We start from the raw sequence: 12800 nt of genomic DNA on the forward strand, positions 1-12800 counted from the left end.
CTATGTTAAACCCAAAATTTATGGCACCAATGCAAGAGCAAGAATCACGAAATAAAGCATTTTATTTAATTAAGAAATACACGAGTTATACGTTTTTAGATCAGATACGTGTCTTATACCAACAATTTTTAGATGCTTTTGAAAGACAATTAAGAAATCCACCGAAAAAAGTGCTTCAACACCAATTCTCAGATCACCTACAAAAAAGACACGAAGGAGAATATATTCATTTTTTGGAGAAAATGGTTCAACTAGAACAAGGATTGAATTTATTAAAGACAACAAAATATAAGAAAGAAGCTTATATTACATTCTTAGGACCTGACATTTCAGACAGAATGTTTGATAGATATGCTGATGAAAATGGTATTGTTGATGATCCTTTTTATATTTTGCTGGGTTTGGGATATTCAAAAAGTACTGATCTTTTTATGCCAATAGATCCTAGAATGTATTCTGTATCCACTAAGGTGGATCACTCTAATTATGTAAATTTAGTTTTGATTGCATTAAGTTTGCGCAGTCTGTGTACAAGATCTCTAGCTTCTGTTAAAACAGATCGTGATCCTTTTGCATATTTAGATAAAGAGACTATGCGGGCTTCAATAAAATGGTCATATGAGACAATTTTTTTCTCTAAAGAATGGCCACCGTTAAGAGTTTATCCTGAACCGATTCCTATGTGTCCACCTTTTAATTTAGACTCAAAAGAAGAAATAGCTACGGGTGAAGAAGTATATATCACAGGTATTTATGAGCCATGGTTGCCAATTAATGGAAAAGTAGGTTGTCCTAACTATTTTTTGGAAGGTACTACAGCAACTCAATATCAGTTAGATGGTACTGACGATTGGTATGATGTTAAATGGCGTTTAATTTGGGAAGACAATCGCTATATAGATGGAACTATACCCGAGGAAGAAAAGAATTATATTTTTGATATAGAAAATATAGGAAAACAATCCAATCAACCCGAAACTGAATCAACTGAAAAATTAAGTATAGCGGCTGGGCAGGTTTGTCCTAAAGCTGGCTATTGGTATACAACAGCGAAATCAAATTCACGGCAATACTTTAAACAGGGTGAGATCTTTCCAAATTATGAAAGTGATTGGGGAGATGTGTATTGGCAGTTTGATGGAGAAGAATAAAACTATATCGTTCAAGGTGGAAACTTTCGCTTTGATGGAAGTTTAATAAAAAACCCGCTTTCGCGGGTTTTTTTGATCTCAACGAGATTACATATTCGGATAGTTCGGACCACCCGCACCCTCAGGTACAACCCAAGTGATGTTCTGTGACGGATCTTTAATATCACAAGTCTTACAGTGAACACAGTTCACAGCATTAATTTGGAAACGCTTAGAACTATCATCATTTTCCATGATTTCGTATACACCAGCAGGGCAGTAGCGCTGAGCAGGCTCACTAAGATTTTATCCGAGTTTAAAAATTTTATTGCGCCATTAAAATCCTCGATTCAGTTTTTCTTATCAAAAACGGGCGTTGTTCTACCTAAGCATGTACAACAACAATTAAACTCATTTTTACCTGAGTTAGATAAACTTGCCAAACTCGCAGATAAAATGATTCGTTCTGCAATTAAAGAGTTGGATAGTGCATTAAATAAAGTTCGATCTGAAATGATCAACCAGATGAATAAAGCTGGTGCAAAGATAGGTGGTGGAGAAACTAAGGTTTTAACCACGGAAGCACGTTTAGCTTCTACTGCTAGAAAAACGATTCCAAGTAAAGGGCATAAACCAGCATCTTTAAGTCACTATAATCATAAGGACGGATGGCCAGATTTAAGAAAGTTTTACAATACAGATAGTAAAAAATATGACGTAATTGCTTCTTTTAGTAAGAGTGCCAATATTGAAGCTAATATATATAAGCCGGGCACAAAAATTGATTGGAAGTGAATCATAGATAAACGATATCCAAATAAGTCTGGAGCATATTGGGCAGACAAAATGCCACATAATGGCACAGCATGGCGTTTCGACTATGCAGTAAAAAGTGGCTGGTCGAAGAATGGAATATTTGTTTCCTTAGATCGTATCCCTACAGTTGCCGAGTTGAAAAAATTAGGAATTCCCGTTCCTAAGAATTGGCAGGGACTTAAAACATGGGAAGGTAAAGTCGCAGAACAATTTGATATGGATAAGATGGAAGGAAGTAAATTACTTTTACCTGGAGGGGAAAAGCAAATTTATATTGATTTTAGGCATTCTGATAATGCACCAATTAAAGCGTATATCGATAAAATGATCGAAATTCAAAAAACCAATTGGAATGATGCCATTCTTCCAAAAAAATTAGAAGATACGGTTGCGTATTTGGCGGCAAGAGAAAAAGCACAGAAAACTGTTCAACAGGGTCAGGTAGCTCGTGGTGTGTCTGCGACAGGTCGAGCAAATACTAAGCATGAGCAAAGTAAGGCGAATTAAGGGAATTTATGATGTATATCATTGATCAGAAAGCGAGAGACCAAACTTTTTATCTCATGAAAAAATATACCAGTTATCGGTATTTATATGTTGCATATGAACTGGAGAAAAAATTTGTAGACGCATTTGAGCAACAATTAAGGCATCCTCCTCTAAACTTATTGAATGAACCTGAAGGCTTTAAGGAGAGTCATGAAGAAGAATTATTATATTATTTGAGTGATCTAAGTGATACAGAAAAAGGTTTAACGGAACTGAGAAAAAGCAAATTCAAAAAAGAAGCATATGATCTTTATTTTGAAGGGAATATTCAGGGGAGGATTTTTGGTCGCTATGGTGATGAACATGGCTTGCTATATGATGTTTTTTATCAAAACCTAGGCATAGGTCAAGAGCCAAATGGAAATATTTTTATTGAACATGACCACACACGACATATTTTAAAATTATTGATAGCAAGAGCTATGGAGGGTATCACAGTTAATACTTTGTATAACGTTTCATATGATGTACCAAATAATAATCGAATTTATTATAAGAAATGGAGCTATGAATCTTTATTTAGTAAACTAAACTGGCCACCATGTAAGCAAATCGTTGAACCGATCATCCCTTGCCCAAATTATAATGAAAGCTCCAAAGGTCAAATTCATTCAGGTGAAGAAATCCAAATTTCAGGCATTTATGAACCATGGTTCGAAAAACCTGTCTATCAAAAATTAACCAATGATTCTGACTATAATATTTATGTTGGATGTCCAAACTACTTTTTAGAAGGGACAGAAGCAACCCAATATAAATTGGAAGGGAGCGATGATTGGTACGATGTTAAATGGCGTTTAATTTGGGAAGACAATCGCTATATAGATGGAACCATACCCGAGGAAGAAAAGAATTATATTTTTGATATAGAAAATATAGGAAAACAATCCAATCAACCCGAAACTGAATCAACTGAAAAATTAAGTATAGCGGCTGGGCAGGTTTGTCCTAAAGCTGGCTATTGGTATACAACAGCGAAATCAAATTCACGGCAATACTTTAAACAGGGTGAGATCTTTCCAAATTATGAAAGTGATTGGGGCGAGGTGTACTGGCAGTTTGATGGAGAAGAATAAAACTATATCGCTCAAGGTGAAAACTTTCGCATTGATGGAAGTTTAATAAAAAACCCGCTTTCGCGGGTTTTTTTGATCTCAAACGAGATTACATATTCGGATAGTTCGGACCACCCGTACCCTCAGGCACAACCCAAGTAGAGTAAAGCCGATTGGCGACGCTATTTTGCGGTATTTGCATCATGGAATCATAATGGTGAGGTTGTTAAATACCGAGTGCCAAGGGGTGGGATCAATGTATGGGAAGGTCCAGCCGCAAGTCAGACTTTTAAAAATAGTGCGGGTAAAGTTGAAAAAGTGAATAGCAAAGGCGAGATATTTGTACTTGAAGGTGGTGGCATACAAATTGTTCTGGACCCAAAAGATTTAGTACGAGCAAATGTAAGTAAGCGTGAAGCAACCCCTTGGGGCTATGACAGTGGTTTAATTGTTGAAACGAAAACCAGCATGGTTGGTGTGCCGCGTTTAGAGCAGAATTGGTATGGAGATAAAAAATAATGTCGCAATCATCTGAAATTCGTCCGCAGGAAATTTTCCTACTTGAACGCTATAGTTCGGCTGAATATTTTAAAGAACTGGTAGATGCTTTTAAAAATATGCTCGACGCAGCGGAAAATGCACTTGAGCTGTTTATGCAGGATTTACCTTATGATTATCGAAATCAACATATTTCACAACAACCTGACATAGTTTGGGGTGAGCATGTATTGCCTAATTTCAGATCAACTCTTGAGAGCTTGAATTATGGATATAAACGTTTATTAGAGGGTGATTTATCTGCTTTGCAATATGCAGGGAATGTGGTGACTGACTTTAGAAATCAAAGAATAGACTATTTCCCTGATTGGATGGATGAGGGTAATTTAGCCTTATTTGATCAATGGCAAAGTAAAGCTAGTAAGTTATCATCTAATATTAAAGCTACAGTTTTTGGTAGCTGGCCTATGACTTTTTTAAAAGAAGACTATGATTCAGATTATTTAGGAGAGTTAAACTTACCATCATCTTTACCAATATATAAGTTAAACCAAAATGTTACGGTAAAAACAGGCGAAACTGTGCCACAGGATGGTATTTACATTCCTGAAATACAGGAAGCAAGTGCACAGCTGCTGCTTAAAGGGCATGATGCGATAGAAGCATTAGTGGGACTTGATCCAGATTGCCCACAATATGATCATGAGGAAGATACGGAATGGGTATTGGTTGAACGAATTGCAGACGAGGGTGGGTCATCTGAGACTATTCAAGCTGAAAATTTAAAAGGTTTTGCTGGGCAGACTTGTCAACAGACAGGTAATTGGTGGAGTCCTGCAAATCAATTGCAATCCCGTTATTTTGAACAGGGAGAAGTATTTCCGAAGATTGAGAATAATAGCTGGGGAGAAACGATTTGGTATTTAGAAGTTACTAATAAGAAATAATTTATATATAAAAGATTGGATTGTCAAAATAATGATAAAGTTTTGATGAAGGTAAAATTCTATCTGAGATCAAATCTGATTGGGATAAGGAGTTTTAGTAGTTTGATAGTGATGACTAACTTATGCTTAGAAGCTGTTCTAAATTAACTCGTTTTCAAAAACAATCAGTTGCCTTAATCTATTATGTTACTTCACAACCTTATTTGGAAATGTTACTGACCAAACTGGATGATTTGATTCAATATACGGGTGGAGTAATTGATTTAGCTGATCAGCAGTATCGTGACCGTGTTTTATTGCAAGAAGGTTGGGGAATGGGGGATACTTCAGCTAATTGGAGTACCTATGCTTACCCATCTTTACTCGATTTCAGATTAGGTCTAATCAGAATTATTGAAGAAACGAAACAGGAAAAATATGGCTGGACACCTGCATATAATACAGCACGTATGTTAGGTGAGTTTCGACCGAACTGGATGTCAGAAGAAGAAGAAGCTGATTTTAAATTGCGTTTTGATGAATTATACAGATTATGTAGTTATTACGACTCTTGCGTAAAGCCTCCAAGATCATGGAGTTTATATGGTTTATTTGAAGTGATTAAAGAACTGGGAATTTTTGAATATAAAGTACCTAAATTTAAGCTTCGTACAGACATACGTGTAAATAGTGGGGAAATTATTCCAAAAACAGGGGTATATATTCCTGTGGGTGATCGATATGGCGTACCACAATTTGCTTGGACTTATCGCGATGAAAATAGTTTTACACGTGGGCAATTAGAAGAGTGTGAAACATTAAATGCTTTAGGAAAGGACTTATTTTCTAAGTTTAATGAATATACAGCATGGACTCCTTCTGAAGAGTTAAGGGCATTCGCAATTGAAAATATTAAAAATAAGCGAATAGAAGATGATTGGGATTATTTAAAATCAGATCGAGAAGTACAATTGGAACTAACCCCATCATTAATCTCAAGAAATGCATTTACTAGCTTTGATTCTAGCTGGTATTTCGTTGAGTTAATAGAAGGTGAGTTTGAAGATATTGGGGTTGAGGATGTAGATACTTTTGCTACACCTGATTTAAAAGTTATAGGGGGAGAATTATGCCCAAGAACAGGTTATTGGATTTTATCTAATGATAAAGCAAAACGACTGTATTTCACCAAAGGAACCATAATGAATAAATCTAGCAAAGACTGGGGCGAAGAATATTGGGTATATGACGGTGAAGAATAGAAATTCATTCTAGGCTTTTATTTAATTGAACGCTTTGTCATGCTACCCCTTATGATGAAATCTTTGAACTCAGAACAGATCAAAGGGGGCAGTGCGTGCAGGAGAAGGTATACTCATCTCTACCTACAAACAGGAACAAGCGAAAGACATCAGTGAAGTGGCAAAAAATCAACAAACTGATCCACTGAGCTTACTCGAAAACCTACAGGACTACCTCAAAAACTTAGAGAGCGAAGACCAAAGCAAAGCCGCTACGTTTAAACAAGCGATCATGCTCTTGGCTTCACCAAGTTCCATTGCCATAGAAAGCAATGAAGATATACATCTCAGTGTAGATGGGGAGATCAACCAGAAAAACAATTTGATGAATATGGCAAATTAAATAATCAATCTAAACAATAAATAGAGTTAGTGGTATTACGGTTGGTGAAGGATTTAAGTTACCGTTGTTTCGTTATCCTGAAGATAAGTCACCAGAATCTAACGATGATAAGCCTCACGGTAATTCATCTAATAATGGTCGTGGAAGAAATTAAATAGCTTATTAATTAGGATTTGTAAATGAGCACATCAACTTTATTTTTGAATAATCAAGAAATAGAAGAGTTAGTTCAGGATATTCCTCTTGATACGTCAATAATAGACCTCTTTCATAAATCAAAAACTGATCTATCTTTAGTTGATTATTTGTACCGAAGAATTTTAAATCTTCATGCATAATCTGCGGATGAAATACATTGATTCAAAGAAGCTCTCTGAAACACAGTTTAAGCGATATACAGGCATCTCATGGTCAACCTTTGATTTAATGGCTAAACAGCTAAAAATGCTTGTACCTGCTAAAGGTAGACCATCTAAGTTAAGTGTAGAAGATCAAATCCTTCTGTGCTTAAGTTATTGGCGTGAATATCGAACATTGTTTCATGGCGCAACGAGTTATGGTGTGTCAGAGCCTACTGCTTAAAGAATCGTCCGCCACGTAGAGGATTGCCTGATCAAGTCCAATCTATTTAATTTACCCAAGAGTTTGCCTGAAGGCGAAAGTATCGACTGGAATGTGGTGATCGTAGATGCCACAGAAATTCCAATACAAAGACCTAAAAAAACAGAAGAAAAGCTATAGTGGTAAGAAGAAAGCTCATACTTTCAATGTACAAGCCATCATCCACTATAAGACTCAGCAAATTCTGAGTTTATGTACGAGTCGTGGTGCAGTACATGATTTCGAGCTCTTCAAACATAACCTGAATCAAATTCCTAAAGGGTCTTTTATCCTTGCAGATAAAGGCTATCAAGGGATTTATACGGTGTATCCAAATAGTCTATTGCCATTAAAAGCAAAAAAGCACTGTAAACTAGAACCTGAGCTAAAAGTTTACAATTAAGAAATCAATAAAAGAAGAATTGGGATTGAGCATGTATTTGGGACTTTGAAGACCTTCAAAATCCTTGCTGAGCGATATCGCAACCGTGGCAAAAGATTGGGATTAAGATTCAGTTTAATCGCAGGGATTTATAATTTAGAACTGAGTAAAAAATGATTTATGAAAGAACCCTATTGTTTACTAGTATTAAAGTTAATACATTAGAAACTAAGTGTTAGTGATTACTGTGAATGTTGAATATCTGAAATGACGATATTGCTTCTAGTTCAGCATTGCTGAATAAAGTTACTACAGAGTTAAATCAAGATAAAATCGATTTAAATAATAGGGAAAATAAAACACTCCATAAAAAAACCGAGCAAAAAAGCTCGGTTTTTTTTGTACGTTATTTATTTTTCAACAAAAGCACGTTCAATCACATAATCACCAAGAACACCCATACGTGGAGATTCTTTTAAGCCATGTTGATCAAGAAGTGCAGCTACATCGTCAAGGAATGCAGGAGAACCACATAACATTGCACGGTCAGTTTCAGGATTAAAACGAGGTAAGCCGATTTTCTCGAAAAGAGCACCAGTTTCAATCGCAGTTGTAACACGACCTTGAGTATGGAAGTCTTCGCGTGTAACTGTTGGGTAATAAATTAACTTTTCTTTCGCACCAAGTTCCCCAAAGAACTCATGGTTTGGAATTTCATTTTGAATAAGGTCTTGATAAGCCAATTCTGAGATATAGCGTGTACCGTGTACAACGATGATTTTCTCGAAACGCTCATAAGTTTCAGGATCACGGATAGTCGAAAGGAAAGGAGCTAAACCAGTACCTGATGATAAAAGATACAAGTTTTTACCAGGATTTAAATCATCAAGAACAAGTGTACCAGTCGGTTTTTTAGAAACTAAAATTTCATCACCAACTTTTACTTTTTGTAGGATTGATGTCAAAGGACCATCTGGAACTTTAATAGAGAAAAACTCAAGTTCTTCTTCATAGTTCGCGCTAGCAATCGAATACGCACGCATTAAAGGCTTGCCATTGACTTCTAAACCAATCATCACAAATTGACCATTTTTAAAACGCAATGCTGTATCGCGAGTCGTTTTAAAACTGAATAATGTGTCATTCCAGTGGTGTACGTGAGTAATCTTTTCGACGTTAAAAGCAGCCATTAAAGGTCTCAATAAATTATCAAATTAGAACAGCTTGCTATTCTAAACTAAAACCATTCTCGATAAACTGAATATATTTAATTGAGCTTATCAAAAAAAGTGATTATGAATGAGCTGACTTTACCTGTGATTGGTATAATGAGATCTCCCTACAAAGAAAAGTTTGGTATTCCACGTCAGCCAAATTTAGTAAATGTTGAAAGTTATATTGAACTATTGGCGCCATATAATGATGAACTGGCTTTTGAAGGTATACATGATTTCAGTCACTTATGGCTGATTTGGCAGTTTCACGATAATAAAAATCAAGATAATCAAAAATTTAAGCCTCAAGTCAGACCACCACGTTTAGGTGGAAATAAAAAAGTGGGAGTCTTTGCGACAAGAAGCATGTACCGTCCAGCACCTATCGGCATGTCAGTCGTTCAATTCAAAAAACTTTTTAAAGAAGGTGATTCTTTGAGGCTGTATGTGTCAGGCAGCGATCTATTAGATGGAACACCAGTTATCGATATCAAACCATATATTCAATATTCTGATGCCGTAGTTGAGGCGACGAGCGGTTATGCACAAGATAAACCAATTCAAAAAAATGTTGTTTGGTCAAAAACTGCTGAAATTCAAAGAAATGAACTGTTAGTGCAACAACATGTCGCAGAAAGTTTAATCAAAGAATTGGAGCAAGTTCTATCATTTGATCCAAGACCATCTTATCAAAATGATCCTGAGCGAACTTATGGGCTAAGTTTCGGCCCCTTAAATGTCAAATTTAAAGTGGATACTGAGGTTGAGATCGTTGCACTGGAACTTTGTGCAAACGAATAAATTGTTGGACTGATGTATTTAAAGCTGAATTTGATCTAATGAATTTAATTGTAAATTCTGAACAGGCTAAAGGCTTATGTTGAATAAAGAATTTGTTATAGTTGGGCTCAAGGAATGGGGCAATTTGAATGAATTTTAATTTTGAAATTGATACAACATGGTGTTTAGAACAACTACTAAAAGATGGTCGTATTTTAGAGCGAGATAAGTTGCTCATTCAAACCCGACACCGCCAAAAAGATCAATTTAAATGGCATCCATTGCAGTGGATTGCTCATTTTGAATTGGTAGATCAAGTTCAACCTCAACATAAGTTAACACTGCAACGCTTATGTGAGTGGTTAGCATTAAAAACACAACTCCAATATTATGTGATTGACCCGCTTAAAGCAGATGTTGCAGCACTGACCCAGGTCATGTCACAAGAATATGCATTCAAAAATAAAATTCTAGCGGTGGAGGTGCATCCTGATCAGATCTTAATCGGTACAGATCAACCATTCTTGGATGATTGGGTTAAGAATTTAGAAAAGAGCTTAAGTCCTAAAAAAATTGTTAAGGTTTTACTGAATCCAGAGCAGTTACAACGTTACTTGATTGAATATTATCAAGTGAGCCGAGCAGTAAACTCTTCTCAATATTCAGGAGCTTACGACCGACAGAGCCGAGGTGTTGAATCCCTTTTACAATTGGGTGATAGTCAAAATCCTGATGCCAACGATCAGCACATCGTAAAATTAGTCGACTGGTTGCTTCAATTTGCCTTTGAACAGGGTGCGAGTGATATTCATCTTGAGCCTCGTGCGGAGAAAGGACGTGTTAGATTCCGTATCGATGGTGTGCTGCATACGATTTATAACATGCCCAGCAATACACTCACGGCAGTAATTTCTCGTATTAAAATTCTGGGTCGTATGAACGTTGCAGAAAAACGACGTCCTCAGGATGGGCGATTAAAAACGCGTACACCTAAGGGTCAAGAAACTGAACTGCGTTTATCAACTCTGCCTACTGCAGCAGGCGAAAAAATGGTAATGCGAATTTTTGATCCTGAAGTATTAGTGAGGAGTTTCCAACAACTGGGTTTTGAAGGAAAACTGCTAGCACAATGGAATGCCATTACCAAAAATAGTCACGGCATCATTTTAGTGACAGGTCCAACTGGTTCAGGTAAAACCACAACCCTGTATTCATCAATGAAACAACTTGCGACTGAGCAATTAAATGTTTGTACGATTGAAGATCCTATCGAGATGATAGAGCCGAGCTTTAATCAGATGCAGGTAAACCCTGCAATTGATCTTCATTTTGCCGATGGTGTACGTGCCCTCATGCGCCAAGATCCAGACATTATCATGGTAGGGGAAATCCGAGACCAAGATACAGCGAATATGGCGATTCAAGCTGCGTTAACAGGTCATCTCGTACTTTCAACACTTCATACAAACGATGCACCTTCAAGCTTGACTCGTTTACATGATCTAGGGGTGCAGCCATTTTTAACAGCGGCAACAATCTTAGGGGTTTTGGCGCAAAGGCTAGTCAGAAAATTATGTTCTCATTGTAAAGAAAAACGGGAAATTAATGCTCAAGAATGGGAGCATCTGACCTATGGGTATTTAGTAAAGATGCCTGCTCAAGTGTATCATGCCAAAGGCTGTGAACATTGTCGTCACACAGGGTATAAGGGGCGGGTGGGTATATATGAATTTATGCCTGTGTCTCTAGAAACAAAACAAAAAATCAGTGCTAATCTTAATTTAGATGAATTACGTGCTCACGCAAAAAAAGAAGGTGTAGAGCCGTTGCGTATTGCGGGTGCTCGAAAAGTCCTTGAAGGGGTAACGACATTAGAAGAGGTGCTAAGAGTCGTACCACTAAGTTAATTGTCAAAGATTAATAAATATTCATATTTCTTAAGATTCGCTTCAGCTTTGTTTGTTTTAATAGCTTCATCGAAACAAACATCACTTGAAAAGGTATAGAAAATGAAAATGTTTAATCAAGCTTTAATTGCGACAGCTTTAGTCGGTGCAACTACATTTGCAATGGCTAATACGGCAGTGAACCAAAGTGCTGTTAATCATGCAGCCATTGCACAACAAGCAATTACGACTGTTAAAAGTGCTTTAACTGCCAAAGATGATACGCCAGTGAAATTAAAAGGCTATATTGTTAAGGCAACTGGTGATGAAAAATATCAATTCCGCGATAGCACAGGTGTGATCACTGTGGATATTGATGATGAACTTTGGCAAGGTAAACCAATCTCTGCAAAAACACCTGTTGTTTTAATTGGTGAAGTGGATATTGATTATAAGCCTGCTAAGCGTGTAGAAATTGATGTAGATCAAGTTCAATTTTAATGAGCTATTTACTGAATTGAGTATTTGATTTATGGCTTTTAAGTACTCAAACCAAAAAAACCACATTCTCCAGAAATGTGGTTTTTTTATGCATCTTTTTTTGAAAAACTTTATAGTGAATGAATTGTGGCTTAGTGAAGAGAGACATGCGTATATTGTTAGCAGAAGATGATGTGTCACAAGCTGAAAGTATCAAAGCTTGGTTAGAAATGGATGGATATAGTGTTGATTGGGTCGAGCGTGGAGATCATGCGATATTAGCAATTGAGCAGCATCAATATGATTGTTTATTACTTGATCGTGGATTACCGAAAGCAACTGGTGATGACATTCTGACACATTTAAGAAAACACCAACACAATACACCAGTTATTTTTATTACAGCCCAAGACAGTATCCAAGATCGTGTTGGAGGACTTGATTTGGGGGCTAATGATTATCTAGTTAAACCATTCAGTTTAGATGAGCTCTCGGCGAGAGTGAGAGCACAATTACGTACTCAGCACAAAGGCACGTCTCAAATCCTAATGTATGGATCCGTGAGTTTGGACCCCCAAACCAAAGTTGTTAAATTGAATTCAGAAATTGTCAATCTCACAGCGAAAGAGTACCAAATTTTATATAAGTTGATGCAACATCCTGAACGTGTTGTGACACGTGAACAACTAGAAGAGTCCTTATATGCTTGGGGTGATGAAATCGAAAGTAATGCAGTTGAAGTTTTTATTTATCAGATTCGGAAAAAAATAGGCTCAACCATGATTAAAACGATTCGCGGATTAGGTTATAGAATGAATTTAGATCAGGCTTAAGGTAGAA

15 protein-coding genes and 2 pseudogenes are annotated in these 12800 nt (G+C 36.6%); 15 read left to right on the forward strand and 2 right to left on the reverse strand.

The annotated features are described in order from the left end of the window. Positions 1–2 precede the first annotated feature (2 nt). Entirely contained in the window at positions 3–1151 is a 1149-nt protein-coding gene (locus AC1M89_RS04470; RefSeq protein ID WP_481595896.1) for an Imm72 family immunity protein, read from the forward strand. An 87-nt stretch (positions 1152–1238) separates the two neighbouring features. Here the strand turns inward: AC1M89_RS04470 and AC1M89_RS04475 are convergent. Continuing rightward, positions 1239–1427, reverse strand: a pseudogene (locus AC1M89_RS04475) (4Fe-4S dicluster domain-containing protein); the annotation flags it as partial. A 159-nt stretch (positions 1428–1586) separates the two neighbouring features. On the opposite strand from AC1M89_RS04475, the gene AC1M89_RS04480 reads away from it, so the two are divergent. From AC1M89_RS04480 to AC1M89_RS04525, 10 genes and pseudogenes are all read left to right on the forward strand, one after another. Beyond that, positions 1587–1925 carry a hypothetical protein gene (locus AC1M89_RS04480; RefSeq protein ID WP_481595897.1) on the forward strand — a complete coding sequence of 113 codons (339 nt, stop codon included), beginning with the start codon at positions 1587–1589 and terminating at the stop codon, positions 1923–1925. A 51-nt stretch (positions 1926–1976) separates the two neighbouring features. Next, positions 1977–2453 (forward strand): hypothetical protein, encoded by a 477-nt coding sequence (locus AC1M89_RS04485; RefSeq protein WP_481595898.1) that lies wholly within the window; start codon positions 1977–1979, stop codon positions 2451–2453. Positions 2454–2464: 11 nt separating this feature from the next. Continuing rightward, positions 2465–3571 carry an Imm72 family immunity protein gene (locus AC1M89_RS04490; RefSeq protein ID WP_481613963.1) on the forward strand — a complete coding sequence of 369 codons (1107 nt, stop codon included), beginning with the start codon at positions 2465–2467 and terminating at the stop codon, positions 3569–3571. A gap of 216 nt (positions 3572–3787) precedes the next feature. Then, entirely contained in the window at positions 3788–4069 is a 282-nt protein-coding gene (locus AC1M89_RS04495; RefSeq protein ID WP_481595900.1) for a hypothetical protein, read from the forward strand. Then, a complete protein-coding gene (locus AC1M89_RS04500) occupies positions 4069–4995 on the forward strand; it encodes a hypothetical protein (RefSeq protein ID WP_481595901.1) in 927 nt (308 codons plus the stop codon). The genes AC1M89_RS04495 and AC1M89_RS04500 overlap by 1 nt, the downstream gene beginning before the upstream one ends. Positions 4996–5117: 122 nt before the next feature. Further along, positions 5118–6236: a hypothetical protein gene (locus AC1M89_RS04505; RefSeq protein WP_481613964.1), complete on the forward strand. Its 1119-nt coding sequence runs from the start codon at positions 5118–5120 to the stop codon at positions 6234–6236. A 56-nt stretch (positions 6237–6292) separates the two neighbouring features. Continuing rightward, positions 6293–6588: pseudogene (locus AC1M89_RS04510) on the forward strand (type VI secretion system Vgr family protein); the annotation flags it as partial. 375 nt (positions 6589–6963) lie between these two features. Then, on the forward strand, positions 6964–7200 hold the full coding sequence (locus tag AC1M89_RS04515; RefSeq protein ID WP_481613965.1) for a helix-turn-helix domain-containing protein: 237 nt from the start codon (positions 6964–6966) through the stop codon (positions 7198–7200). Positions 7201–7306: 106 nt separating this feature from the next. Further along, positions 7307–7621 carry a transposase gene (locus tag AC1M89_RS04520; protein ID WP_481591352.1) on the forward strand — a complete coding sequence of 105 codons (315 nt, stop codon included), beginning with the start codon at positions 7307–7309 and terminating at the stop codon, positions 7619–7621. A 3-nt stretch (positions 7622–7624) separates the two neighbouring features. Then, positions 7625–7777, forward strand: coding sequence for a transposase (locus AC1M89_RS04525; protein WP_481591441.1), 153 nt, complete (start codon positions 7625–7627; stop codon positions 7775–7777). 233 nt (positions 7778–8010) lie between these two features. Here AC1M89_RS04525 and AC1M89_RS04530 read toward each other — a convergent pair whose 3' ends face one another. Beyond that, entirely contained in the window at positions 8011–8790 is a 780-nt protein-coding gene (locus AC1M89_RS04530) for a ferredoxin--NADP reductase (protein ID WP_035267346.1), read from the reverse strand. A 105-nt stretch (positions 8791–8895) separates the two neighbouring features. Here AC1M89_RS04530 and tsaA point away from each other — a divergent pair, with 105 nt between their 5' ends. From tsaA to AC1M89_RS04550, 4 genes are all read left to right on the forward strand, one after another. After that, complete coding sequence (gene tsaA, locus AC1M89_RS04535; protein WP_481613966.1) at positions 8896–9615, forward strand: tRNA (N6-threonylcarbamoyladenosine(37)-N6)-methyltransferase TrmO; 720 nt, start codon at positions 8896–8898, stop codon at positions 9613–9615. A 128-nt stretch (positions 9616–9743) separates the two neighbouring features. Continuing rightward, positions 9744–11501 (forward strand): type IV pilus assembly ATPase TfpB, encoded by a 1758-nt coding sequence (tfpB, locus tag AC1M89_RS04540; RefSeq protein WP_481608794.1) that lies wholly within the window; start codon positions 9744–9746, stop codon positions 11499–11501. 102 nt (positions 11502–11603) lie between these two features. Then, on the forward strand, positions 11604–11981 hold the full coding sequence (locus AC1M89_RS04545) for a NirD/YgiW/YdeI family stress tolerance protein (protein ID WP_481608795.1): 378 nt from the start codon (positions 11604–11606) through the stop codon (positions 11979–11981). A gap of 146 nt (positions 11982–12127) precedes the next feature. Continuing rightward, complete coding sequence (locus AC1M89_RS04550; protein WP_481591355.1) at positions 12128–12793, forward strand: response regulator transcription factor; 666 nt, start codon at positions 12128–12130, stop codon at positions 12791–12793. The last annotated feature ends 7 nt before the right edge of the window (positions 12794–12800 follow it).

This window comes from Acinetobacter sp. ANC_7635, from assembly GCF_056779945.1.